Genomic DNA, 25,082 nt, shown 5'->3' on the forward strand with positions numbered 1-25,082 from the left:
CGCGCCGTTCGTCCTTTTTCCATCGACTTCGTGTCTCCTCCCAAAGCCTCTTCCGCCGCCGCTCTGATCATCGGCGCCATCGGTGTCGTCTACGGCGACATCGGCACCAGCGTGCTGTATGCCGTCAAGGAAGTGTTCGGCCAGGGCCATGTGCCCTTCACCGTCGAGAACGTCTACGGCATCCTTTCGATGTTCTTCTGGACGCTCACCGTCATCGTCTCCATCAAGTACGTGGTGCTGGTGCTGCGCGCCGACAACGAGGGCGAGGGCGGCCTGGTCGCGATGCTCGCGCTGGCCTCGCGCGCGGTCGCCGACAAGCCGCGGCTGCGCAACGTGCTGCTGCTGGTCGGCATCTTCGGCACCTCGCTGTTCTACGGCGACGGCGTCATCACGCCCGCCATCTCGGTGCTGTCCGCCGTCGAGGGCCTCGAGGTGGTGTCGCCGCACTTCAAGCACTACGTGCTGCCGATCACGCTGGTGGTGCTGTTCGGCCTGTTCGTGGTGCAGAAGCGCGGCACGGCCGGCATCGGCAGGTTCTTCGGGCCGATCACGCTGACCTGGTTCATCGCGATCGCGGTGCTCGGCGTGACGCAGATCGTCCAGCATCCCGAGATCCTCAAGGCGATCAGCCCCTGGTTCGCGCTCAAGTTCATCTGGGACAACCCCGGCACCAGCTTCATCCTGCTGGGCGCCACGGTGCTCTGCGTGACCGGCGCCGAGGCGCTCTACGCCGACCTCGGCCACTTCGGCAAGCGGCCGATCCGCGTGGCCTGGTTCACGGTGGTGATGCCCGCGCTCACGCTCAACTACTTCGGCCAGGGCGCGCTGCTGCTCGAGAACCCCGAGGCGGTGAAGAACCCCTTCTTCATGATGGCGCCCGAGTGGGCGCTGATCCCGCTGGTGCTGCTGGCCACGTCTGCCACCGTGATCGCCTCGCAGGCGCTGATCACCGGCGCCTTCAGCGTCACGCGCCAGGTGATCCAGCTCGGCTACCTGCCGCGCCTCAACATCGAGCACACCAGCGTGCGCACCGCGGGGCAGATCTACATCCCCATCGTCAACTGGGGCCTGTTCGCGGCCATCGTGCTCGCGGTCGTGATGTTCCGCTCGTCGAGCAGCCTGGCCGCGGCCTACGGCATCGCCGTGACCACCGACATGCTGATCACCACGGTGCTGACCTTCTTCGTGATCCGCTATGCGTGGAAGCTGCCGCTCGCGCTGTGCATCGCGTCGACCGCGGTGTTCTTCGTGGTCGACTTCCTGTTCTTCGCCTCGAACCTGCTCAAGCTCTTCGAGGGCGGCTGGTTCCCGCTGGTGATCGGCGGCGCGGTGTTCATGCTGATGATCACCTGGAAGGAAGGCCGCCGCCTCATGGGCGAGGTGCAGCGCGCCGATGCGATCGCGCTGCAGGAGTTCCTCGACTCGGTGTTCGAGAGCCCGCCCGCGCGCGTCGATGGCACCGCGGTGTTCCTCACGGCCGAGCCCGGCGTGGTGCCCAACGCGCTGCTGCACAACCTCAAGCACAACAAGGTGCTGCACGAGCAGAACCTGTTCGTCACCGTGCGCAACCACGAGGTGCCCTGGATCCCGATGGACAAGCGCATCGAGATCGAGGCGCTCGGCCACCACTGCTGGCAGGTCATCGTGCACTACGGCTTCAAGAACGACGTCGACCTGCCGCGCGCACTCGACAACGCGCGCCTGCGCGGCTGCCAGCTCGAACCGATGGCGACCAGCTACTTCCTCTCGCGCGACGTGGTGATTCCCACGCTCGGCAGCGGCATGGCGCCCTGGCGCGAGAAGCTGTTCGCGCAGATGCACCACAACGCGAGCGGCGCGGCGGCGTTCCTGGGGCTGCCGAACAATGCGGTGGTGGAGCTGGGCTCGAAGATCGAGATCTGAGGGAGGGATCGGGATCGGACAGCCGTACGCAGAGGGCGCGAAGGTTTCGCGAAGGACGCGAAAGGAATACCTGAAGGGTATCGTCGTCGCGCGGCCGCAGCGTCCCGGAAGCGGCTTCGGGGCGCTACGCTGGCAAAGCGCGGCCCCCTCCATTTGTCCTGGCTGTTCTTTCGCGCCCTTCGCGAAACCTTCGCGTCCTTCGCGTCCGGCTGTGGGCTTTCAACCCAGCCCCAGCATCTGCCCCAGGCTGCGCTGCGAAGCCGGCCGGTCGAGCGCGATGTTGCGCTCGAGCACCAGCAGGTGCTCCTCCATGAGCCGCACGGCCTCGTCGGCATCGCCGCGCGCGATCGCATCGACCAGTTCGGCATGCTCGTCGTGCTCGCACGAGGCGTTGCCGGGCGGCTCGTAGAGCGCCACGATCAGCGAGCAGCGCGACATCAGCTCGGTGAGGTAGCGCTCGAGGATCGGGTTGCGCGCGAGCCGCGCCACGCGCAGGTGGAACGAACTCGCGAGCCGCGCCCACTCGGGCTGGGTGTAGCGGTGCATCGCCGCATGCTCTGCCTTCAGGTGCCGGCGCAGTTCGGCGATCTCGGCGCGGGTGGCGTTGCGCACCGCCATGCGCACCAGCGCGGCCTCGAGCGCGCGCCTCGCCTCGAAGATCTGCCGCGTCTCCTCGGGCGAGGGCATGGCGACGATCGCGCCGCGGTTCGGCCGCAGCTCCACGATGTGGTCGTGCGCGAGCCGCTGCAACACCTTGCGCACGAGCGCGCGGCTCACGCCGAACAGCTCGCACAGCGAGGCCTCGGGCAGCTTGGTGCCGGGCGCGAGGCGCTGGTGCGTCACGCCCTCGAACACCGAGCGGTAGATGCGCGCCTCGATGTCCTCGTCCGCGCTGCCGGCGGCGTTCTCGGCGGCGGGTCGGGACGGAGCGGAAGCGGGGGGCGAGGTGCGGGAGCGGGCCATGGCGGAGCGAGCGGATCGAGGCGGCGATTATCGAGCGCGCTTCAGTCGAACGCGCCGGGCCGCTCGGCCGCGAGCTGCTGCATGTGCGCGGCGATCGCGCCCGGCGTGGTGAACCAGATCTCGCCGCGGTCGCGCGCGCGCGCGAGGTGCGCGAGCGCGCCGCGCAGGTGCCGCAGCCGGTAGGGCTGCCCCACGATGTACGGATGCAGCGCGAGGCCCATCACCAGCGGCTGCGCGCGCGACTGCTCGCGCATCTCGTCGAAGTTGTCGACCACCATCGCGGCGAAGTCCTTCGCGTCCATCAGCCGGCCCACGATCATCGGGATGTCGTTGAGCTCCTGCGGATAGGGCACCGACCAGATCGGCGTGCCGCCGCGCGTGCGCATGCGTACCGGCTGGTCGTCGTGGCACCAGTTGAGCGTGTAGCCGTAGCCGGTCTCGGCCAGCAGGTCGGGCGTGACGGGGCTCTCCGAGATCCACGGCGAGAGCCAGCCCGCCGGCGCCCGGCCGCTCTCGCGCAGCATGCGCTCGCGGCAGCGCACCAGCAGCGCGCGCTCGTGCGCCTCGTCGAGCGCGCCCTGGCGCTCGGCGTTGCTGTGGCCGTGGCCGATCAGCTCGTCGCCGCGCGCCACCACCGCCTGCACCAGTTCCGGGCAGTGGTCGTAGAGCGCGGTGTTGACCAGCGCGCCCGTGGGCAGCCCGAGCGCGTCGAACAGTTCCAGGCAGCGCCACGCGCCCACGCGGTTGCCGTACTCGCGCCAGCCGTGGTTCAGCACGTCGGGCTGCGGCGAGGCCGGGCCGATGCAGGCGCCGAGCCCGTCGCCGAAGGCGAAGTGCTCGATGTTGAAGCCCAGGTAGACCGCGAGCCGCGCGCCGTTGGGCCAGGCGTGGTCGGGCCGGCGCGTGATCGGCCGGTAGTCGAAGCGGCCGTGCGAGGGCAGCAGTTCGGGCCAGCGCGCCGTCATGCCTGCGGCCTCACAGCACCGCGAGGCCGGCGCGCACGAGCAGCCATTCGGCGCTGTCGTTCCACACGTCCATCTGCACGATCAGGCCGTGGCGCACCACGTAGCGGTCGACGTAGCGGTTGCCTTCGAAGGCGGTGCCGTCGGGCCAGGCGCCGTAGAGCGTGCCCAGGCTGTAGACCACCGTCTCCTCGGGCGTGCCGCCCGCCACCACTTCGGTGCGTTCGATCTTCTTCTTGACCCAGGCATAGCGCTTCGCATTGAAGGCCGAGGTGTCGCCGGGCGCCTGCATCGGGCGGTTGCCGGTGAAGCGGATCCGAATGCCGGGCGCGGTGTAGCGCGAGGCCGAAGCCGGGTCGGGAATCATCACCAGGCGCAGGAATTCGTCGACCACCGCGGCGGGGTCGGTGATCGCGGGCGTGGCGGTCGTGGCGGGCGTTTCCATGTGGTTCTCCATCGTGTGGGCCATGACGGTGCATGGCGGCGGACATGCGGGGCTGCAGCAATTCCCGTGCCGAATTGTCCACGCATCTATCTATGAATTGTCGACAATTCGTGCGAAGAATTGTCGACCTGGCATGGCGCTTGCGTCCAGGCCCGGCGAGCCGCTTCGGCGGATCACCGACGCACCGCCCGGGTGCCGACCTGTTGTTGTCCTTCCCTGTCCAGGAGTCCGCCATGCCCCGCAACGCCCTTCTTCTTCCACGCATGCGCCGCCGTGCGCTCTGCCTGGCCGCTGCCGCCGCCAGCTGGCTCGCCGCCGGCACGGCCATCGCCGCCGAGCCGATCAGGATCGGCCTCGTGACTGCGCTCTCGGGCCAGTCGGCGCTGGCCGGCGAGGCGATCACGCGCGGCCTCACGGTGGCGATCGACGAGATCAACGCCAAGGGCGGCCTGCTCGGCGGGCGCAAGCTCGAACTCGTGCGCCGCGACGACGAGGCCAATCCCGCCAAGGGCGTGGTGGCCGCGCGCGAGCTGATCTTCAAGGAGAAGGTGGCGGTGCTGTTCGGCGGCCTCGACACGCCGGTGTCGATGGCGATCGTGCCCATCGCCAACCAGGAGAAGACGCCGTTCATGGGCCCCTGGGCCGCGGGCACGCCGATCACGAAGAACGGCGCCAACCCCAACTTCGCGTTCCGCGTCTCGGCGGTCGACGAGATCGTCAACGTGGCCATGCTCGACCATGCGCAGAAGACCTTCAAGGCGGGCAAGCTCGGGATGATCCTGGTCAACAACCCCTGGGGCGAATCGAACGAGAAGGGCCTGCATGCCGCGCTCGCGGCCAAGGGGCTCAAGGCCGTGGGCGTGGAGAAGTTCGAGGCCAGCGACGTCGACGTGGTGCCGCAGCTCACGCGCCTGAAGGCCGCGGGCGCCGACGCGCTGTTCATGGTGGGCAACGTCGGGCCGTCGGCGCAGGTGGTCAAGTCGCTCGACCGCATGGGCTGGCAGGTGCCGGTCGTCTCCCACTGGGGACCGGCGGGCGGGCGCTTCACCGAACTCGCCGGGCCGTCGGCGCGCAACGTGCACTTCGTGCAGACCTACAGCTTCTTCGGCAGGCAGTCGCCCGTGGGCGAGAAGGTGATCGCCGCGCTCAAGGCCAGGTACCCGGCGATCAAGGGCCCGGACGACATCACGCCCGCGGTCGGCGTGGCCAACGCCTACGACGGCATGCAGCTGGCCGCGCTCGCGATCGCGGCCGCGGGCTCGACCGACGGCGACGCGGTGCGCCAGGGCTTCTACAGGATCGGCAGGTACGAGGGCCTGATCAAGACCTACGACAAGCCCTTCTCGCCCGGCGTGCACGACGCCGTGACGGCGAACGACTACGTCTGGGCGCAGTTCATCGACAACCGCATCCTGCCCGTGGGCATGGCCGCGGCCAAGTGATGCTGCTGTCGGCCTGGATCAGCGGGCTGGGGCTCGGGAGCATGTACGGGCTGATCGCCCTCGGCTTCCACGTCACCTATGCCGTCTCGGGCACCGTGAACTTCGCGCAGGGCAGCGCGATGATGCTCGGTGCGGTCTTCACCTTCTGGTTCGCGCAGGCGCTGGGCTGGCCGGTGCCGCTCGCGGTGCTGCTCGCGCTCGCGCTGTGCGGCGCCTACGGCCTGCTGGTCGAGTTCGCGGCCGTGCGGCCCTTCGCGAGCCGCGGTTCCGAGGCCTGGCTGATGGCGACGGTCGCGCTCGGCATGGTGGTCGACAACCTCGTGATGTTCACCTTCGGCAAGGAACCGCGCAGCCTGCCGTCGCCGCTCGCGGTGACGCCGCTGCAGGTGGGCGGCGTGGGCCTGGGCGTGTATCCGCTGCAGTTGCTGATCCCGCTCGCGGGCCTCGCGCTCGCGGCGGCGCTGCACGGGGTGGCGCGCCGCACGCGCTGGGGCACGGCCATGCTCGCGGTGGTGCAGAACCCGGCGGCCGTGCGGCTCATGGGCATTCCGATCCGGCGCGCGGTGGCCGCGGCCTTCGCGCTGTCGGCGGTGCTCGCGGGCGTGGCCGGCGTGCTGATCGCGCCGCTCTACAACGTGCAGGCCGACATGGGCACGCTGTTCGGGCTCAAGGCCTTCGCGGTCGCGATCCTCGGCGGCATCACGAGCGCCTGGGGCGTGATGGGTGCGGGCCTGCTGTTCGGCCTGGCCGAGGCGCTGATCACCGCCGCGCTGGGGTCGGGCTACACGCAGATCCTGAGCTTCGGCCTCGTGATCGCGGTGCTCGCGCTGCGGCCGCAGGGGCTGTTCGGCCGCGCGGCGGTGAAGAAGGTATGAGCGGCATGCAACCCGGAACCACACCCGGCCTGCGCTGGCCCGCAGTGGTCGCGCTCGTGGCCGCGATGGGCGCGGGCGTGGCGCTCGCGGCCAGCGTCAACGGCTACTACGTCTTCGTGCTCGCCAACGTCGCGCTGCTCGCGATCGTGGGCATCGGCCTCAACGTGCTGCTCGGGCTCACGGGGCAGATGTCCTTCGGCCACGTCGGCTTCTACGCCATCGGCGCCTACGCGGTGGCGATCCTCACCGGCCAGGCCGGCTGGAGCTTCTGGCTCGCATGGCCCGCGGGCGCGTTGATCGCGGGCGCGGCCGGCGCGCTGCTCGCGCTGCCGGCGCTGCGCGCGAAGGGACCGTACCTCGCGATGATCACCATCGCCTTCGGCTTCATCGTCGAGCATGCGATCGTCGAGGCGCGCGATCTCACGGGCGGGCAGAACGGCATCATGGGCATCGCCGGACCGGCGCTCGGCGGCTTCGCGCGCGGCGAGCGCGCGGCGGCGATGCTCGCGGTGCTCACGGCCGGCGCGGCGCTCGCGGCCTTCGCGCTGCTGTCGCGCGGCGGCTGGGGCGCGGCGATGCGCGCGGTGCGCGACAGCGAGACCGCGGCCGAATCGATCGGCCTCGACCCGCTGCGCATCAGGACCGTGGCCTTCGCGCTGTCGGCGCTCTGCGCGGGCGCGGCGGGCGGCCTGTTCGCGCCGCTGTCGGGCATGGTGACGCCGCACACCTTCGGCTTCGGCCAGTCGATCCTGTTCGTGCTGGTGGTGATGGTCGGCGGCGCGGGCTCGGTCGCAGGGCCGCTGGCGGGCGCGCTCGTGGTCGGGCTGCTGCCGGAGCTGCTCTCGCGCTTCGAGGAATACCGGCTGCTGGTCTTCGGCCTGCTGCTGCTCGTCGTGCTGTGGGTCGCGCCCGAGGGCGCGGCCGGGCTCTGGCGCCGAGTGGCGCGGCGCTTCGCCGCGGCGCCGCCGGACCGGCCGCCCGTGGCCGAAGCCGAGGCCGCGCTGGCGCCGCGCGCGCCGGGCGCGCCGATCCGCACCGAGGGCCTGTCGATGCAGTTCGGCGGCGTGCGCGCCGTGGACGGCCTGGGCTTCGCCACGCAGGCCGGCGGCATCACCAGCCTGATCGGCCCCAACGGCGCCGGCAAGACCACGGTGCTGAACATGCTGAGCGGCTTCTATCGGCCCACGGGCGGCGGCTTCCGGCTCGGCGAAACGGCGCTGCAGGGCCGGCGCGCCTTCCGCATCGCGCGCGCCGGCGTGGCGCGCACCTACCAGACCTCGCAGCTCTTCGGCAGCCTGAGCGTGGAGGACAACGTGGCGCTCGCGCTCGGCCGCGGCCGGCTCGGGCCGCTGCTCGGCGCGCGGCGCTTCCGCTCGGACAGCGCGCGCGCCGAGGCGCGGCGGCTGCTCGCCTTCTGCGGCTATGCGGGGCCGGCGCACACGCCCGCGGCCGACCTGCCCCACGTGGACCGGCGGCTGGTCGAGATCGCGCGCGCGCTCGCCACCGCGCCGCAGGCGCTGCTGCTCGACGAGCCCGCGGCCGGCCTCTCGCGCGAGGACAAGGCGCGGCTCGCGCAGCTGCTGCGGCGCATCGCCGCCGCGGGCATCGGCGTGCTGCTGGTCGAGCACGACATGGAGCTCGTGATGGGCATCTCGGATCACATCGTGGTGCTCGATGCGGGCCGGCGGCTCGCGGTGGGCGACGTGGCGGCGATCCAGGCCGATCCGGCCGTGCGCAGGGCCTACCTCGGAGAGGACATGGCGGCCGAGGCCCTGCCCGCGGCCGCGGCGCGCAGGCCGCTCGCGGCCGACGCGCCCGAGCTGCTCGGCGTCGGCGGCCTGGTCGCGGGCTACGGCGCCGAGCCGGTGCTGCACGGCATCGACCTGCGCGTGCGGCGCGGCGAACTGGTGGCGCTGCTCGGCGCCAACGGCGCCGGCAAGTCCACGCTGATGCGCGCGCTCGCAGGCCTGCACCGGCCGGTGCAGGGCGGCATCCACCTCGACGGCGCCGAGCTCGCGGGCCTCGCGGCCGAGCGCATCGTGGCGCGCGGGCTGGTGCTGGTGCCCGAGGGGCGGCAGGTGTTCCCCGAACTCAGCGTGCGCGACAACATCCGGCTCGGCGCCTTCCTCGACGGCCGCGACATCGATGCGCGCACCGAGGCGATGCTCGACCGCTTCCCGCGGCTGCGCGAGAGGCTGCACCAGCGCGCGGGCCTGCTCTCGGGCGGCGAGCAGCAGATGCTCGCGATCGCGCGCGGGCTGATGTCGAAGCCGCGCGTGCTGCTGCTCGACGAGCCTTCGCTCGGGCTGGCGCCGAAGGTCATCGCCGAGCTGTTCGAGGCGCTGGCCGCGCTGCGCGCCGAAGGCCTGACGGTGCTGCTGGTCGACCAGATGGCCGCGCTCGCGCTGGCGCTCGGCGACCGTGCCTACGTGATCGAGGGCGGGCGCATCGTGGCCGAGGGCGGCGCGGCCGAGATCGCGGCCGACGGCGCGCTGGCGCGCGCCTACCTGGGCGGCTGAGCTGCGGCGCGCGGAGCCCGGGAGCGCCGGCGGCGGCCTCCCGGCACAATCGCGCGATGTCGTTTTTCAAGGACCTCAGCCTCTCGGCCTTCACCGCGGGCTTCGTCGCGGTGCTCGTGGGCTTCACGAGCTCGGTGGCGATCGTGTTCCAGGCCGCGCAGGCCTTCGGCGCCACGCCGGAGGTCGCGGCCTCGTGGATGTGGGCGCTGGGCATTGGCATGGGCCTGGCTTCGGCGCTGCCCTCGCTGTGGTGGAAGAAGCCCGTGATGATCGCCTGGAGCACGCCGGGCGCGGCGGTGCTCGCGGTGGCCGGCGTGGGCCACGGCATGGGCGAGGCGGTGGGCGCCTTCATCGTCTGCGCGTTGCTGATCGTGCTGGCGGGCGCCACGGGCTGGTTCGAGCGCGTGATGAACCGCATCCCGATGGCGATCGCTTCGGCGCTGCTCGCGGGCGTGCTCGCGCGCTTCGGCCTCGCGGCCTTCACCGCCGCGCAGACCGCGCTGCCGCTGGTGTTGCTGATGCTCGGCACCTACCTGCTCGGAAAGCGCATGCTGCCGCGCTATGCGGTGCCGCTGACGCTGCTGGTGGCGATCGTCTTCGTGGCGGCGCGTGGCGAGCTGGCGTGGTCGCGGGTGCATTTCACGCTCACCTGGCCGGTGTTCACGATGCCGGTCTTCAGCTGGCAGGCGGTCGTCAGTCTCGCGCTGCCGCTCTTCGTGGTCACCATGGCCTCGCAGAACCTGCCGGGCGTGGCGGCGATCCGCGCCGCGGGCTACGGCGAGCTGCCGGTCAGCCGGCTCATCACGCTCAGCGGGCTCGCCACGCTGGTGCTCGCGCCCTTCGGCGCCTTTGCGCTGAACCTGAGCGCGATCACCGCGGCCATCTGCATGGGCCGCGAAGCGCACGAAGACCCGGCGCGGCGCTACACCGCGGCCGTGAGCTGCGGCGCGATCTACGTGGTGATCGGCCTCTTCGGCGCGGCGGTCACGGGGCTACTCACCGCCTTTCCCAAGGAGCTGGTCGCGGCCATCGCGGGCCTGGCGCTGCTCGGCACCATCGGCAGCGGGCTCGCGGCCGCGGTGCGCGAGGAATCGCACCGCGAGGCGGCGCTGATCACCTTCCTGGTCACGCTCTCGGGCGTCACGCTGCTCGGCGTGGGGTCGGCCTTCTGGGGCGTGGTGGCCGGCGCCGTGGCGCTCGCGGTGCAGCGGCTGGGACGCCGCCCCGCAAAGGCCTCCGCCGGCAAGGACTTCGCCGCTTCCGGCAACATCGCCCCGGACACCAGCAGCAGCAACATGGCGGCCTCCCCGGGCGCCCGAAAGACTCCCTGATGAAAAACATCCTCTTCGTGGCCGATCCGCTCGACCACTTCAAGATCTACAAGGACACCACCTTCTCGATGATGCGCGAGGCGCAGCGCCGCGGCTGGCGCATCGCGGCCTGCCTGCCGCAGGACATGCAGTGGGTCTCGGGCGGCCGGGTCACGGCCACGGTGCAGCAGATCACGCTCACCGGCGACAGCAAGGCGTGGTACCGCGAGGACATCCGCGAATCGAAAGCGCTGGCCGACTTTGACGCGGTGCTGATGCGCAAGGACCCGCCCTTCGACGCCGAGTACATCTACGCCACGCACCTGCTCGAGCAGGCCGAGCGCGAGGGCGCGCGCGTGGTCAACAAGCCGCGCGCGCTGCGCGACCATCCCGAGAAGCTCGCGATCATGGAGTTTCCGCAGTTCACCACGCCCACGCTGGTCACCCGCAGCGCGCAGGCGGTGCGCGACTTCCATGCCGAGCACGGCGACATCATCCTCAAGCCGCTCGACGGCATGGGCGGCATGGGCATCTTCCGCGTCAGGCAGGATGCGCTGAACCTCGGCTCCATCGTCGAGACGCTCAACAAGAACGGCGCCGAGACGATCATGGTGCAGCGCTTCGTGCCCGAGATCGTGCAGGGCGACAAGCGCATCCTCATCATCGCCGGCGAGCCCGCGCCCTTCGTGCTCGCGCGCATCCCGCAGGGCAGCGAGGTGCGCGGCAACCTCGCCGCCGGCGGCAAGGGCGTGGCGCAGCCGCTCACGCCGCGCAACCGAGAGATCGCCGAGCAGATCGGCCGCGTGCTCGCGCCGCGCGGGCTGCTGCTGATCGGGCTCGACGTGATCGGCGACTCGGTGACCGAGATCAACGTGACCAGCCCGACCTGCTTCCAGGAGATCACCGAACAGACCGGCTTCGACGTGCCGAAGATGTTCGTCGATGCGCTCGAGGCGCACCTGGCCGCGGCGCGCTGAGCGCCGCCGCCCAGCGCCTCAGCGCGGCGCGAGCACGCCGAGCGCCTGCAGCTCGGTCTCGCGCTGCCGCCGCGCCTGCAGGAGCCGCGCGCGCCGCTTGCGCCACCAGATCACGATGCCCGTGATCGACAGCCCCGCGACCGCCAGCCCCATCAGCGACATCAGGATGCGCCCCGGCAGGCCGAGGATGCGGCCGCCGTGCAGCGGCAGCTGCAGTTGCGCGAACACGTCGGCCGCGGTGCCTTGCCAGGGGCGGTTGCTGCCGATCAGGCGGCCGTCGCGGCCGTCGAGGTAGAGGTTCGACAGGCCCATGCCGTCGCTGCTGTCGTGCGTGGCATGGTCGAAGAACGAGACGTTGTAGAAGCCGGCGCGCTGGTTGTAGAACACGCCGCCGAGCGGCGTGTCCCAGCCGCGGCGGCGCGCCTCGGCTTCGGCCTCGGCCACGATCTGCCGGAAGCCGATCGCGGGCTCGATGCGCGTGCCCAGCGGCGCGAGCGGCATCAGCGTCGAGGGGCCCGGCGTGGTCTTCGATACCAGCGACAGCATCGGATGGAACACCTCCTTGTAGAGGTTCAGCGAGAACGAGGTGAAGGCGATGAGGATGATCAGCGCCCACAGCCAGAGCCCGCCCGCGCGGTGCAGGTCGAAGTTGAGCTTGTAGCCGCCGGCGGCCCAGCGCACGCCCCAGGCCGGCTTCCAGCGCTGCCACCACTGGCCTGCCGGGCGGTGCGCCGGATGCGCCGCGGCGCGCTGGCGCCGCGGCGTGGTGAGGTAGAGCGCGACGAAGCTGTCGAGCAGCCACACCAGCGCCACCGTGCCCATGATCCAGTGGCCGAGCCGGTCGGTGCCCCAGACCGCGGGGACATGCAGCGTGTAGTGCAGCTTGCGCAGGAAGGGCATCAGCGTCTCGGGCCTGAGCGAGATCGCGGTCGAGTCGCGCCGGCCGCGGATCTCGGCCGTCACCGGATCGACGTACACGCGGTTGTAGCCGAGCCGGTAGGGCTTGCCCGTGGCGGGATCGGTGCGCGGCTGCACGAAGTAGCCGGCCGCATGGCCTTCCTCGAAGCCGAGCGGCATGTAGGCGACCCGCGCGCGCGGATCGTCGGCCTCCACCGCGGCGGCCAGGTCGAACGGATCCTTGAAGGGGCCGCGCGCGGTGGTGTCGTAGAGCTCGCTGTTGAGCCAGCCGTCGATCTCGTGGTCCCACGAGATGACCGCGCCCGTGAGCCCCGAGACGATGAGGAACAGTGCGACCGCAAGCCCCGCGAAGCGGTGCACGGCCGTCCAGAAGGCCCGCATCAGAAGTCGATGGTGCCGCTCACCGAGAAGGTGCGCGGCGCGCCGAGAACGAGGTAGTTCGAGCCCTGCGTGCCGCCCACCGACGCCCAGTACGACTTGTTGAACAGATTGTCGATGCGCGCGCGCAGCGTGAGGGCGCGGCCGTTGCCGAGGTCGACCAGGTAGCGAGCGCCGAGGTCGAAGCGCGTCCAGCCCGGGATCTCCTGCGTGTTGGCGGCGTTGGCGTACTGCTTGGAGGTGTAGAGCAGGCGCGCGTTGAGCGACAGGTTGCGCACGCCCGGCACGTCCCACTCCGCTCCGATGTTGGCCTGCTGCTTGGCCACGCCGATGGCGGTGCGGCCGTCGGTCGCGCCGCCCTGCGTGCTCTTCTGCTTGGCATCGAGCAGCGTCAGGCCGCCGAGCAGCCGCAGTCCCTTGGCCGGCTGGCCGAAGACCGAGAACTCCAGCCCCTGGTTGCGCTGCTTGCCGTAGAGGCCGTAGGTCTGGCCCTGGTAGTAGTAGGTCGGCTGGTCGGTGGTGAAGAACGCGGCGCTCGCGCCCAGCGTGCCGCCGTCGTACTTGACGCCGATCTCCTTCTGCTTGGCCTGGTAGGGCGCGAACACCTCGCCGGCGTTGGTGACCGGACGGCCGTTCACCGTGCCGGGCGCCACGTTGCCCTTGACCAGGGCTTCGATGTAGTTGGCGTAGGCCGACACCGTCGGCGTGATCCTGAACACGACGCCGGCCACCGGCGTGGTCCTGCTCTTGTCGTAGGCGCTCGTTTCCTTGATCGTGTTGTAGGCGAAGCTGGTCTGCTTGATGGTCTGGCGCCGCGCGCCGAGCGTGACCAGCAGGCGGTCGTCGAGGAAGGCCATGGTGTCGGCGACCGCGATGCTCGAGGTCTCGATCTTGTCGGTCAGGCGCGGGTCTTCGAGCGTGTTGCCGGTGAAGTTGTTGGCCACCGGGTACGGCGACGCGAACGGCGCGTAGATGTTGTTGCGCAGCGTGCCGCGCGAGATCGCGTAGGCGTTGTCGCGATCGTTGCTGTAGGTCGCGGCCGAGGCCACCACCGTGTGCTTCACCGGGCCGGTCGTGAAGTTGCCGCGCACGCCGATCTCGGCGGTGCCGATGCGGTCCCTGCGGGTGTTGCTGAAGCGCGTGTTGCTGGTGTTGCCGAAGGCGTCGCTCAAGGTCGGGTTCGACAGCACGTTGTCCTCGTCGCTGCGGCGCACGCCGCCGGCGGCCCAGGCCGTGATGTTGTCGGTGATGTCGACCTCGCCGCGGAAGGTGGCGAACTTGTCCTTTTCCTTCGAGTAGGTCCAGGGCTGGGCGAAGTTGCTTCCGGCGTCGGGCGCGCGCGGGATCGGCAGGGTCGACGACGGCGTGAGGCTCGGGCGGCCGTCCTTCAGGTCGTAGTCCTGGTAGCCGAAGTCGGCCGACAGCCGCACGTTGCGGTTGCGCCAGTCGAGGCCCACGCCGAAGGCGCTGAGCTGCTGGCTTTCCTTGAACACGCCGGTGCCGCCCTCGCGCCGCACACCGTTGACGCGCACGCCCAGGCTGTCGTCGGGCCCGAAGCGGCGCGCGAGGTCGAGGTTCACGTAGCCCTGGCCGCCGGTCTGCACGCCGAAGCCCACGCGCGTGAGCGGCTCGTTGGGCGCGCGCTTGGGCAGCAGGTTGATCGCGCCGCCGATGCCGCTGCCGCCGGGCGCGGCGCCGTTGAGGAAGGTGTTGGCGCCGCGGAACACTTCCACGCGCTCGAAGAACTCCGAGGCGATGTACTGGCGCGGCAGCATGCCGTAGAGGCCGTTGTAGGCGACGTCGTCCGAGTACACCGGGAAGCCGCGCACCAGGTACAGCTCCTGGAAGTTGCCGAAGCCGCGCGCCTGGCGCACCGACGGGTCGTTCTGCAGCACGTCGGCCACGCTCTTGGCCTGCTGGTCCTGGATCAGCTCGTTGGTGTAGTTGGTGCTCGAGAACGGCGTGGCCATCATGTCCTGGTTGCCCAGGATGCCGACGCGGCCGCCGCGCGCCACCTGGCCGCCGGCGAAGGGCTTGCTCAGGCCTTCGGCCGAGGCGTCGGCGCTGGCCTCCACGCTGATGGTGTTGAGCGTGCCGACCGGCTGCGCGGGCGCGGCGGCGGACGGAGTGGCGGTCTGGGCGGCGGCCAGTGCGTGCAGCACGAGCAGCGCGGCGGCGGTGACGGTGGGACGGAGGCTGGCGCGCGGGAAGAGGGAGGAGGCAGGCATGAAGAAGGTTCGGTCGGGGCGCAAATGAGAACCATTATTGTTGCGCGGCCGGACCCGTTCGCCGCCGACTTTCTCGCACTGTTGCGAAAAAGTGTCAGAAGAAACGCTTCAGTTCGCAGCGAGGCGCTGGCCGTCGACGAAGACGTGGAGTTCGCCGGGCGCGAAGGGCGTCCACTGCTCGTTGCGCGTGAGCGGCGCGGTCACCACCACCGCCACCCGGTCGTTGGGCGTGGTGTGCTGCGCGAAGTCGATCGCCAGGTCCTCGTCGGCGAGCTGCGCGGTCACGAAGGGATGGCGCCGCTCCACGTACCAGAGGTGGGTCGAGGCATGGGCCCAGAGCGCCTGCCCGTTCGACAGCATGAAGTTGAAGGTGCCGTGGCGCGCGAGCTGCGGCGCGAGTTCGCGCAGCGTGAGCGTGAGCTCGTCGATGCTCGGCACGCCCGCATGCGACTTGGCGAGTTCCTGCATCAGCCAGCAGAAGGCGTGCTCGCTGTCGGTGTTGCCCACGGGATGGAAGTTGCCGTGCAGCCGCGGGCGGAAGTCCTTCAGGTCGCCGTTGTGCGCGAACACCCAGTAGCGGCCCCAGAGCTCGCGCACGAAGGGATGGCAGTTCTGCAGGTTGATGGCGCCCTGAGTGGCCTTGCGGATGTGGGCGATGACGTTGCGGCTCTGGATCGGGTAGCGCCGGATCAGCTCGGCCACGGGCGAGTCGCAGGCCGGCAGGTGGTCGACGAAGTGGCGCAGGCCGCGGTCCTCGAAGAAGGCGATGCCCCAGCCGTCGGCATGGTGGTCGGTGCGGCCGCCGCGCTGCGCGAAGCCCGTGAAGCTGAAGGTCACGTCGGTCGGCGTGTTGCAGTTCATCCCTAGCAGTTGGCACATGGGGACGATTAGACCGCGATTTGCGCCGCGCGGCCGGGCACGCTCACCGCAGGAAGCGGCCTTCTTTCGTCACCCGCACCATCTCGATGAAGCGCGAGCCGGTGTTGCTCGCGCCGGTGAAGTCGACCTCCATGCCGGCCAGGCGCAGCTTCATCGTCCTGAGCGTCGCATGCAGCTTCGCGCGCGTGAGATCGCGGCCGGTGCGGCGCAGCGCCTCGATGGCGACCAGCGCGTTCACGTAGCCTTCGTAGCTCAGGTAGCCGACGTCGACCTTGGCGCGCTCGGCGAGCTGGCGGTAGTCGCGCGCCACCGGGTCGACCTCGCTCCAGGGGTAGGGCACCACCTGGGAGATCGCGAGGCCGCTGGTCTTGTCGCCGACGAGCTTCGCCGTCACGTCGCCGGGCACGATCGACATGCCGTAGAACATCTGGCGCCCGCCCGCATCCCAGGCGCTCTTCATCACCTCGCCGCCGATGCCGCCGCCCAGGTACATGATCACCGCCTGCGCCTTGCTGTCGGCCAGCGCCTTGCCCATGGCGGCGTTGGTCGAGCCGTCGCCCTTCACCATCACCGCCGCCACCGGCTTGAGCTGGTGCGACGAGAGCGCGGCCTCGACGAGCCGCGCGACCTCGGCGCCGCCGGGGTTGTCGAGGCAGGCCGAGGCGATGCGCGAGACGCCGATGGTGGTCAGATGCTGCACCAGCGCCTGCGCCTCGCGCGCGAAGGTGGCGCGCACGAAGTAGCCCGCGCCGGCGACCTTCTCGCGCGCTGTGTCGGAGACCGCGTAGCCCGCCATCAGCGGCGCGCCGCTCTGCGCCAGCACCTTGGCCGCCGCCGCCGTCGTGCCCGAGCCGACGCAGCCGAAGAAGGCGAAGGCGCGGTGCTCCGCGAGCAGCTTCTCGTAGTTGGCGACCGCCTTCTCGGGCGAGAGCTCGTCGTCGAGCGAGACCAGCCGCAGCTTGCGGCCCGCGACGCCGCCCTGCGCATTGAGCGCGTCGAAGGCCAGGCCCGCGCCGGCCATCACCACCTTGATCGGTGCGCCCAGCGGGCCGCTCAGGATGCCGGTGTGGCCAAGGACGATTTCGGTGTCGGAGACGCCGCCTTCCGCGGCGAGCGACGAGGAAAGATGGCCGAACCCGGCCACGGCCGCGGCCGAGGCGGCGAGGAAGCTTCTGCGCTGCATGGAACCCGTTTCAATATCGATACAACTGATAACAATTGCAACCGAAAGCCGGGCGCGCGCCGGCCGGGGTTTACCCGCTCTTGCGCTCGGGCTCCACCGGCCTCTCGCGCAATTGCCATGCCGCGCAGATCGCGAGTGCGCAGAGCCCGGCCAGCATTGCGAACACCTCGTCGAAGGCCGCGAGCCGCGCCGGGCTGCTCGCGGGGTTGGCGAGCGAATCGCCATGCGCGGCCAGCCGCCATTCGAGTACGATCGCGCACAGGCTCACGCCGGCCGCGCCGCCCAGCATGCGCAGGAAGTTGATCGCGCTCGCGCCCTGCGGAATCAGCGGCTTGGCGAGCGGCCGCATCGAGCCGAGGTTGAGCGACGGCAGGATGAAGCCGAGCCCGATGCGCCCGATGATCGCGAACGCCACCAGCAGCCACAGTGCGCTGTCGAGCCGCAGCACCATCATCAGCGCGAACGAGGCCGCGAGCAGCGCGAGGCCCACGCTCACCAGCAGCCAGGTCGGCTGCCGGTCGGCCAGCCGGCCCACGCCCGCGATGGTCACGGCCAGCACGATGCCCGCTGGCAGCAGGATGGTGCCCACGTGCGAGGCCGACAGGTGCAGCCCGACCTGCATGTACACCGGCAGCAGGTAGGTCGAGCCGAACAGCGCCGTGCCGTAGATGAAGGCGACGATGCTGCCCATGGCGAACTGCCGGTACTGGAACAGGCCGAGGTTCATCAGCGGTGCGCCGCCCGATGCGGCATGGCGGCGCTGCCACCACACGAAGGCCGCGAAGGCCGCCGCCGCGCCTGCGAGCAGCACGGCCGCTTCGAGGGGCGAGTCGCCGCGCAGCGCCACCAGCCCGTTCAGCAGGCACAGCGTGCCCACGGTGCCGAGCGCGAGCCCGCGCCAGTCGAGGCCGCTGCCGCGCGCGGCCGCCACGCCGCCGGGCGCGGTGGTCGGCACGAACTTGTAGGCCAGCCAGAGCGAGGCGAGGCAGAACGGCACCACCATGAAGAAGATCGAGCGCCAGCCGAACAGGTCGACCAGCACGCCGCCGATGCTCGGGCCGATGGCCGGCGCGAGCACCACGCCCATGCCGAAGATGCCGCTCGCGCGGCCCTGCTCGTGCGGCTCGAAGGCGCGCAGGATGATGATGGCCGGGATCGGCTGCACCACGCCGGCCGCCAGCCCCTCGGCCACGCGCGCGAGCAGCACCAGCGAGAAATCGTTGGCCAGCCCGCCCACGATGCCGCCCGCGAGCAGCAGCACCATCGTGCCCACGTAGGTGCGGCGGTAGCCGTAGCGCGACAGCAGCCACGGGGTGGTCAGCATCGACACCGTCATCGCCACCATGAAGCCCGAGCTCACCCATTGCGCGCGCTCCTGGCCGAGCGCGAAGTGGTGGCTCATGCCCGGGATCGCCACGTTGACGATGGTCGAGGACATGATCGAGGCCATCACGCCCACCATCACCGACAGCAGCAGGTACCAGCGGTAGCGCGCACCGTAGCGTTCGCGCAGGGTGCCGATGGAAGGCGGGGCGGGCGGCGAGGTCTGGTCGGGGTTGGGCGTGGTGGTCATGGGCGCTGGCCCCGGCTTTGTGGTCGCCGATGCGGGTCCGTCGTCCTACAAGGATATCGGCCTTTGCGCGGCCGGGCGGTCGCATGCGCGCCGCACAATGCAGCGGCCCTTGCTGCCTGCACCTTCGGAAAGACCCATGGATCCTGCCCAAGAAGATCGCGCCGGCGCACCCGGTGCCGCGGCCGCGCCGCCGAGCCTCGCCACCGAGATGGCCGCGCCGACGGTCAGCCGCGCCTACCGCTGCCAGTGCGGCCGGCCGGTGTTCCTGCGCAACAGCCAGTGCCTGGCCTGCCGCACGCCGCTCGGCTACGTGACCGACCGCCTCGGCGTGATGCCGCTCGCGCTGGTGCCGCGCGAGGCCGCGGGGGACGGTGCCGGCGAGGCCGAGGCCGAGAGCGAAGCGGCCGCCGCCGCGCCCGACCTCTTCACGGTGTTCGGCGACCCGGACGGCCGCACCTACCAGCGCTGCGCGAACTTCCTGACCGCCGCGAGCTGCAACTGGATGGTGCCGGTGCCGCGCGAGGGCGTGGACGACCCCGCGTTCAACACCGAGGGGCTCGCGCCCGGCTACTGCCTGGCCTGCAGCGTCACGCGCACCATTCCCGATCTTTCGATCGAAGGCAACGGCGAACTCTGGCGCAAGCTCGAGCATGCGAAGCGCCGGCTCATCTCGCAACTGCTCGCGCTCGGACTGCCGGTGGTGAGCCGCCATGCCGATCCCGCGCACGGCCTGGTCTTCGATTTCCTGAGCAACACGCCGGGCGGGCCGCACGTGATGACCGGGCACGAGCACGGCGTGATCACGCTGAACGCGGAAGAGGCCGAGGACGCCGTGCGCGAGCGCATCCGCGCCGAGATGCACGAGCCCTACCGCACGCTGCTCGGACATTTCCGCCACGAGATCGGCCACTACTACTGGGACCTGCTGGTGCAGCCCACGCCGTGGCTGGAAGACTTTCGCGCGCTCTTCGGCGACGAGCGCGCCGACTACGGCGCCGCGCTGCAGCGCCACTACGACCAGGGGCCGCCGCCCGACTGGGCCACCCGCTTCGTGAGCAGCTACGCGAGCATGCATCCGTGGGAGGACTGGGCCGAGACCTGGGCCCACTACCTGCACATGGCCGACACCACCGACACCGCGATGAGCTTCGGCGTGGACGCGAGCAACGTCGAGCTCGCGAGCGACCTGTTCACGATGGAAGACCTCTGGCGGCCCGAGCATCCGGGTGCGGAGCGCTTCCTCGAGTTCCTCAACGGCTGGGTGCTGCTGACCAACGTGCTCAACGAACTCTCGCGCAGCATGGGGCAGCCCGACGGCTATCCCTTCGTGCTGCCGCGCGTGGCGGTGGGCAAGCTGCAGTTCATCCACTGCGTGATCACCGAAGAGCGCGAACGTGCGGCGGCGCCGGTGGCGCCGCGCGGCGATCCGCAGCCGCCCGAGGCCGCGCCGCCGGCCTGCCCGCCGGCGCCTGCTCAGTCCTGAGGCGGCGCGCCCGCGGCGCAGCGGGCGCAGAGGCAGGCCTTGCCGCGCGAGGCCGCGGGCAACGCCGAGAGCGGCGCGTGCGAGAAATCGGCCGACATGCACCAGCAGGGCGGCTGCGCCTCGCCGGTCTCCCGCGCCAGTTCCACGGCGCAGCGGTTCTGCGCGCCGCACAGCGGGCAGCGCGTGGCGTCGATCGCTTCGGGGGCGGCGGCCGTCGAGGGCATCGTCATGCGAGCGCGAAGGCGGCCAGCTTCTTCGGCACCGCCGCGTTCCGCAGCGTCGCGTAGACCGGCAGGCCGTGGCGGTAGGCCGGGTAGTCCTCGCCCTCGATCAGCGGCAGCAGGTAGCGCCGGCATTTCTCGGTGATGCCGAAGCCGTCGTCCGAGATGAAGTCCCGCGGCATCGGTTTCTCGACGTTCGCCACCGATTCGAGCGGCGCGCTGCCGAGGGTGTAGGCATAGGGCGTGTCGGACGTGCGCTCGATCGTGGGCATCACCGCGTTGCGGCCTTCCAGCGCCAGCTCGACCGCGCGCTGCCCGAGCTCGTAGGCCTGCCGCACGTCGGTCGCCGAGGCGATGTGCCGCGCGGCGCGCTGCAGGTAGTCGGCCACCGCCCAGTGGAACTTGTGGCCGAGCGCCTCCTTGACCATCTGCGCCACCACCGGCGCCGCGCCGCCCAGCTGCGCATGGCCGAAGGCATCGCGCGTGCCCTGCTCGGCAAGGAAGGTTCCGTCGGGATGGTGGCAGCCCTCGGAGACCACCACCGAGCAGTAGCCGTGCTGCTTCACCAGTTCATCCACGCGCGCGAGAAAGCGCGCGCGGTCGAACTCGATCTCCGGGAACAGCACCACCACCGGAATGCCGTGGTCCGCCGCGAGTCCGCCGGCCGCGGCGATCCAGCCCGCATGCCGGCCCATCACCTCGAGCACGAACACCTTGGTCGAGGTCGCGGCCATCGAGCGCACGTCGAAGGAGGCTTCGAGCGTGGAGACCGCCACGTACTTGGCCACCGAGCCGAAGCCCGGGCAGCAGTCGGTCAGCGGCAGGTCGTTGTCGATGGTCTTGGGCACGTGGATCGCCTGCAGCGGATAACCGAGCGATTGCGACAGCTGGCTCACCTTGAAGCAGGTGTCGGCCGAGTCGCCGCCGCCGTTGTAGAAGAAGTAGCCGATGCCGTGCGCCCTGAACACCTCGATGAGCCGCTCGTACTCGCGCCGGTTCTTCTCGAGCGACTTGAGCTTGTAGCGGCAGGAGCCGAAGGCGCCCGCGGGCGTGCTGCGCAGCGCGGCGATCGCCTCGGCCGGTTCGGCGCCGGTGTCGATCAGGTCCTCGGTGAGCGCGCCGATGATGCCGTTGCGCCCGGCATAGAGCGCGCCGATGCGGTCCGGGTGTTTGCGCACCGTCTCGATCACGCCGCAGGCCGATGCGTTGATGACCGAGGTGACGCCGCCCGACTGGGCGTAGAAGGCGTTGGGAAGTGGCATGCGGGCATTCTCCCGCAGCCTTCCGGACGGCGCCAGTGGCGCGCGGCCAGGCCGAAGGCCTTGCCTTCCTGGCCGCAGGCGCGTCGGTCAGCGGGGCTCGAACACCGGCGGGCGCTTCTGCAGGAAGGCGTTCACGCCTTCGCGGAACGCGGGCCGGTCGATCAGCTCGCGCTGGCGTTCGCTCTCGTAGTGCAGCTGCTCGGCCAGCGTGTGGCGCTCCGAGGCCTCGAAGGCGGCGCGCGCCTCGGCGACCGCGTGCGCGGGCAGCCGCGCGAGGCGCTGCGCGATCGCATGTGCCTCCGCGGGCAATTGGTCGTCGTCGGCGAGCGCCCAGATCAGCCCCCACTGCACCGCGCGTTCGGCGCTCACGCGCTCGTCGAGCAGCGCCATGCCCATCGCGCGCGCCCGGCCCGCGCGCCGCGGGATCGCCCAGGTGCAGCCCAGGTCCGGCACGATGCCCAGCCTGGGCAGGAAGGGCAGGTAGAAGTAGGCGCTGCGTGCCGCGATCGTCACGTCGGCCGCGAGCGCCAGTCCGACGCCCGCGCCCGCCGCGGCGCCGTTGACCGCCGCCACCACCGGCACCGGCAGCGTGCGCAGCGCCTCGATCAGCGGATGGCTCAGCGACTGCATCCACCCGGCGGTCTGCGCGCCAAGCGATTCGCCGCCACCGCCGGGCGCCATCGCGCTCAGGTCGGCGCCGACGCAGAAGGCCTTGCCTGCGCCCGTGAGGACCACGGCGCGCACCGTCCGATCGTCGCGGATGCGGTCGAGCGCATCGCGCAGTTCGAGCTGCAGTTCGCGCGCGATCGGGTTGAGCTTGGCCGGCAGGTTCAGCGTGAGCGTGGCGATGCCGTCGGACTGCGCCTGCAGAACGAAGGGCGGCTGCTGCGCGTCCATCGTCAGAGCCTTTCGACGATGGTGACGTTGGCCATGCCGCCGCCTTCGCACATGGTCTGCAGGCCGTAGCGCTTGCCGCGCTTCGCGAGCGCGTGGACCAGCGTGGTCATGAGCTTGGTGCCCGAGGCGCCGAGCGGATGGCCGAGCGCGATCGCGCCGCCGTTCACGTTGAGCCGCGCCGGGTCGGCATCGAGCGCCTGCAGCCATGCGAGCGGCACGGGCGCGAAGGCCTCGTTCACTTCGTAGAGGTCGATCTCGTCGATGCGCATGCCGGCCTTCTTCAGCGCGCGCAGCGTGGCGGGCAGCGGCGCCTCGAGCATCACGACGGGGTCGTGACCCATCACGCTCATGTGGTGGACGCGCGCGAGCGGTGCGACGCCGAGCGCCTTCAGGCCGCGCTCGTTGACCACCAGCACGCCGCTCGCGCCGTCGCAGATCTGGCTCGCGGTGGCGGCGGTGCAACGGCCGCCCTCAGCGATCAGCTTGACGGCCGCGATGCCTTCGAGCGTGGCATCGAAGCGGATGCCCTCGTCCACCGTGTGCAGCTCGCCGCCCGGCGTGCCGTCGGCCTGCAGGACCTGGATCGGAAGGATCTCGCCGTCGAAGGCGCCGGAGCGCGTGGCGGCGATCGCGCGCCGGTGGCTTTCGAGCGCATAGCGGTCGAGCGCCTCCTTCTCGATGCCATGGTCGCGCGCGATCATCTCGGCGCCGGCGAACTGGCTGAATTCCACGCCGGGGTAGCGCTTCTGCATCGCAGGGCTCATGTAGCCGCCCAGGCCGGCCTTGGCCGCGAGCGCATTGGGCGTGAACATCGGCACGCGTGTCATGCTCTCGACGCCGCCCGCGATCACCGCATCCATGCTGCCCGACATCACGGCCTGCGCGGCGAAATGCAGCGCCTGCTGCGACGAGCCGCACTGGCGATCGACCGAGGTGCCCGGCACTGATTCGGGCAGCGTCGAGGCCAGCACCGCGTTGCGCGCGACGTTGCTCGCCTGCTCGCCGACCTGGCTCACGCAGCCCAGGATCACGTCGTCCACCGCGGCGGGGTCGATGCCGCTGCGCGCCACCAGCGCGTCGATCACCTGCGCCGCCAGGTCGGCCGGATGCCAGCCCGAGAGCCTGCCGCCGCGGCGGCCGCCGGCCGTGCGCACGGCGGCCACGATGTATGCCTCTGCCATGGGATGTCCTTCTCGATGGGGTTGTCGGAACGGCGCCTTCCGCGGTCCGACGCAAAAAAGCCGCCCGTCACGGCGGCGGCGTCAGATGCCCGGAAGGTCCATGGCATCGAGGTTCGATGCCGCGGGCGCCGCGGTCAAGCCGGGGACAACCCGAGCGCGGGCAGCCGCCAGGGCGAGGGGCGGCGCCGTGCGGCGGCCAGCGGCATGGCCGCGGGCTGGGCGTGCGAGACCGCGATGCACGAGGCCTCGAGCGCCGACACCAGCATGGGCCGGTGCCCGCTGGCCTCGAAGCGCTCGCCCGGCGCGAGCACGATGTCGCGCAGGTCGCGGTCCAGCGTGACCCAGACCGCGCCGCTGCGGCATTCGATGCCCACGCCCGCGCCGTCCGGCACCGCGAAGACGGCGCGCCGCGGCAGGCTCAGATGGAAGGAAGAAGAAGCGCTCGGCGGGTGGCTCATGGCAAGCTCCATTGCATTCGTCATGCGAATGAATATAGTGAGCCGCTCGCCTTTACACACGCGGTCATTTGGAACTCGTTGCATGCATGCAGAGAATGCGAAAGCCTCCGCCGGCGAGCTCCCGCCGCTCGAGCTGCTGCGCAGCTTCGAGGCCGCCGCGCGGCGGCTGAGCTTCACGCTCGCGGCGGGCGAGCTGCACCTCACGCAGTCGGCCGTGAGCCGCCAGATCCAGCAGCTCGAAGCCAGCCTCGGCGTGCTGCTGTTCGAGCGCCGGCACCGCGCGCTCGCGCTCACCGAGGCCGGCGGCGTGCTGCAGCGCGCCGTGACCGACAGCCTCGAGCGCCTTCGCGATGCCACCGCGCGGGTGCGCGCCGGGCCGGCGCCGCGCCAGGTGGCGATCACCACCACGCCGGGCTTCGCCTCGCTCTGGCTGATTCCGCGGCTCGCGCACTTCACGGGCGCGCATCCGCAAGTGGACGTGCGCGTGTCGGCCACGCTGGAAGTGCTCGACCTGGAGCGCAGCCGCATCGACCTGGCCGTGCGACTGATGCCGATCAGCCGCGGCACCGGCCCGGCGCTGTTCGAGGAAACCGTGGTGCCGATGTGCGCGCCCGCGCTCGCCGGATCGCTGCGCACCTTGCCCGACCTCGCGAAGCTCACGCTGCTGACGGTCGACTACCCCGACCACGGCGAGGCGCCCACCGCCGACTGGGCACCCTGGCTCAAGCTGATGGGGCTCGACGACCTGCGCATGAAGAGCACGCTGCGCTTCACGCAATATGCCGACGCCGTGGCGGCCGCGGTGGCGGGGCAGGGCGTGGTCATCGGCCGGCTGCCGCTCTTGCGCGAGCTGCTGCGCGAGGGCCGGCTCGTCACGCCGCTCGGCGACGGCGCGGCCTCGCAGCGCGGCTACTTCGTGCAGGCCTCGCGCCGTGCCGCGGCCAACCGCGACGCGCAGGACTTCGCGCAATGGCTGCGCGACGAGGCCGAGGCGGCGCAGCGCGGCTGAACGGACTCCCCCCGAGC

Annotated in this window: 21 protein-coding genes; 8 read left to right on the forward strand and 13 right to left on the reverse strand. The window is 71.2% G+C overall.

Going from position 1 to position 25,082, the window contains the following annotated elements; all coding sequences use genetic code 11:
- Positions 1-30: 30 nt before the first annotated feature.
- Positions 31-1,902, forward strand: a complete 1,872-nt coding sequence (locus M2165_RS11830) for a potassium transporter Kup (protein ID WP_280814821.1) — start codon at positions 31-33, stop codon at positions 1,900-1,902.
- 219 nt (positions 1,903-2,121) lie between these two features.
- Here M2165_RS11830 and M2165_RS11835 read toward each other — a convergent pair whose 3' ends face one another.
- Genes M2165_RS11835 through M2165_RS11845 form a run of 3 tightly spaced genes read right to left on the reverse strand, consistent with a single transcriptional unit; the run spans position 2,122 to position 4,272 of the window.
- Positions 2,122-2,865, reverse strand: coding sequence for a GntR family transcriptional regulator (locus tag M2165_RS11835; protein ID WP_280814822.1), 744 nt, complete (start codon positions 2,863-2,865; stop codon positions 2,122-2,124).
- A 41-nt stretch (positions 2,866-2,906) separates the two neighbouring features.
- Entirely contained in the window at positions 2,907-3,830 is a 924-nt protein-coding gene (locus M2165_RS11840) for a polysaccharide deacetylase family protein (RefSeq protein WP_280814823.1), read from the reverse strand.
- Between the two features lie 10 nt (positions 3,831-3,840).
- Entirely contained in the window at positions 3,841-4,272 is a 432-nt protein-coding gene (locus M2165_RS11845; protein ID WP_280814824.1) for a nuclear transport factor 2 family protein, read from the reverse strand.
- Between the two features lie 263 nt (positions 4,273-4,535).
- Here M2165_RS11845 and M2165_RS11850 point away from each other — a divergent pair, with 263 nt between their 5' ends.
- Genes M2165_RS11850 through gshB form a run of 5 tightly spaced genes read left to right on the forward strand, consistent with a single transcriptional unit; the run spans position 4,536 to position 11,395 of the window.
- Positions 4,536-5,714 carry an ABC transporter substrate-binding protein gene (locus tag M2165_RS11850; protein WP_280817521.1) on the forward strand — a complete coding sequence of 393 codons (1,179 nt, stop codon included), beginning with the start codon at positions 4,536-4,538 and terminating at the stop codon, positions 5,712-5,714.
- Positions 5,711-6,589 carry a branched-chain amino acid ABC transporter permease gene (locus M2165_RS11855; protein ID WP_280814825.1) on the forward strand — a complete coding sequence of 293 codons (879 nt, stop codon included), beginning with the start codon at positions 5,711-5,713 and terminating at the stop codon, positions 6,587-6,589. The genes M2165_RS11850 and M2165_RS11855 overlap by 4 nt, the downstream gene beginning before the upstream one ends.
- A 5-nt stretch (positions 6,590-6,594) precedes the next feature.
- Entirely contained in the window at positions 6,595-9,108 is a 2,514-nt protein-coding gene (locus tag M2165_RS11860) for a branched-chain amino acid ABC transporter ATP-binding protein/permease (RefSeq protein ID WP_280814826.1), read from the forward strand.
- 56 nt (positions 9,109-9,164) lie between these two features.
- Positions 9,165-10,439, forward strand: coding sequence for a benzoate/H(+) symporter BenE family transporter (locus tag M2165_RS11865; RefSeq protein WP_280814827.1), 1,275 nt, complete (start codon positions 9,165-9,167; stop codon positions 10,437-10,439).
- On the forward strand, positions 10,439-11,395 hold the full coding sequence (gene gshB, locus M2165_RS11870; protein WP_280814828.1) for a glutathione synthase: 957 nt from the start codon (positions 10,439-10,441) through the stop codon (positions 11,393-11,395). The genes M2165_RS11865 and gshB overlap by 1 nt, the downstream gene beginning before the upstream one ends.
- Before the next feature lie 18 nt (positions 11,396-11,413).
- Here gshB and M2165_RS11875 read toward each other — a convergent pair whose 3' ends face one another.
- The 5 genes from M2165_RS11875 to M2165_RS11895 form a co-directional block, all read right to left on the reverse strand.
- On the reverse strand, positions 11,414-12,694 hold the full coding sequence (locus tag M2165_RS11875) for a PepSY-associated TM helix domain-containing protein (RefSeq protein WP_280814829.1): 1,281 nt from the start codon (positions 12,692-12,694) through the stop codon (positions 11,414-11,416).
- Positions 12,694-14,919 (reverse strand): TonB-dependent siderophore receptor, encoded by a 2,226-nt coding sequence (locus M2165_RS11880; RefSeq protein WP_280814830.1) that lies wholly within the window; start codon positions 14,917-14,919, stop codon positions 12,694-12,696. Before M2165_RS11880 ends, M2165_RS11875 begins: the two co-directional genes overlap by 1 nt.
- Positions 14,920-15,027: 108 nt before the next feature.
- On the reverse strand, positions 15,028-15,798 hold the full coding sequence (locus M2165_RS11885) for a class II glutamine amidotransferase (RefSeq protein ID WP_280814831.1): 771 nt from the start codon (positions 15,796-15,798) through the stop codon (positions 15,028-15,030).
- 43 nt (positions 15,799-15,841) lie between these two features.
- The gene (locus M2165_RS11890) at positions 15,842-16,981 is read right to left on the reverse strand and encodes an ABC transporter substrate-binding protein (RefSeq protein WP_280814832.1); all 1,140 of its coding nucleotides are present in this window, start codon (positions 16,979-16,981) and stop codon (positions 15,842-15,844) included.
- Between the two features lie 70 nt (positions 16,982-17,051).
- Positions 17,052-18,554, reverse strand: a complete 1,503-nt coding sequence (locus M2165_RS11895; RefSeq protein WP_280814833.1) for an MFS transporter — start codon at positions 18,552-18,554, stop codon at positions 17,052-17,054.
- A 136-nt stretch (positions 18,555-18,690) separates the two neighbouring features.
- Here M2165_RS11895 and M2165_RS11900 point away from each other — a divergent pair, with 136 nt between their 5' ends.
- A complete protein-coding gene (locus M2165_RS11900) occupies positions 18,691-20,037 on the forward strand; it encodes a putative zinc-binding metallopeptidase (protein ID WP_280814834.1) in 1,347 nt (448 codons plus the stop codon).
- On the opposite strand, the gene M2165_RS11905 is transcribed toward M2165_RS11900, so the two are convergent.
- From M2165_RS11905 to M2165_RS11925, 5 genes are all read right to left on the reverse strand, one after another.
- Positions 20,028-20,261, reverse strand: a complete 234-nt coding sequence (locus tag M2165_RS11905) for a cysteine-rich CWC family protein (protein WP_280817522.1) — start codon at positions 20,259-20,261, stop codon at positions 20,028-20,030. The genes M2165_RS11900 and M2165_RS11905 overlap by 10 nt on opposite strands.
- Positions 20,262-20,263: 2 nt before the next feature.
- Positions 20,264-21,520 carry a 6-phosphofructokinase gene (locus M2165_RS11910; RefSeq protein WP_280814835.1) on the reverse strand — a complete coding sequence of 419 codons (1,257 nt, stop codon included), beginning with the start codon at positions 21,518-21,520 and terminating at the stop codon, positions 20,264-20,266.
- Positions 21,521-21,607: 87 nt separating this feature from the next.
- The gene (locus M2165_RS11915; protein WP_280814836.1) at positions 21,608-22,417 is read right to left on the reverse strand and encodes an enoyl-CoA hydratase-related protein; all 810 of its coding nucleotides are present in this window, start codon (positions 22,415-22,417) and stop codon (positions 21,608-21,610) included.
- Positions 22,418-22,419: 2 nt separating this feature from the next.
- Complete coding sequence (locus M2165_RS11920) at positions 22,420-23,598, reverse strand: acetyl-CoA C-acetyltransferase (RefSeq protein ID WP_280814837.1); 1,179 nt, start codon at positions 23,596-23,598, stop codon at positions 22,420-22,422.
- Between the two features lie 134 nt (positions 23,599-23,732).
- The gene (locus M2165_RS11925; protein WP_280814838.1) at positions 23,733-24,056 is read right to left on the reverse strand and encodes a DUF2917 domain-containing protein; all 324 of its coding nucleotides are present in this window, start codon (positions 24,054-24,056) and stop codon (positions 23,733-23,735) included.
- Between the two features lie 82 nt (positions 24,057-24,138).
- Between M2165_RS11925 and M2165_RS11930 the strand changes: the two genes are divergently transcribed.
- The gene (locus tag M2165_RS11930; protein WP_280814839.1) at positions 24,139-25,065 is read left to right on the forward strand and encodes a LysR substrate-binding domain-containing protein; all 927 of its coding nucleotides are present in this window, start codon (positions 24,139-24,141) and stop codon (positions 25,063-25,065) included.
- Positions 25,066-25,082 lie beyond the last annotated feature (17 nt).

The organism is Variovorax sp. TBS-050B (assembly GCF_029893635.1).
Lineage (GTDB): Bacteria > Pseudomonadota > Gammaproteobacteria > Burkholderiales > Burkholderiaceae_C > Variovorax.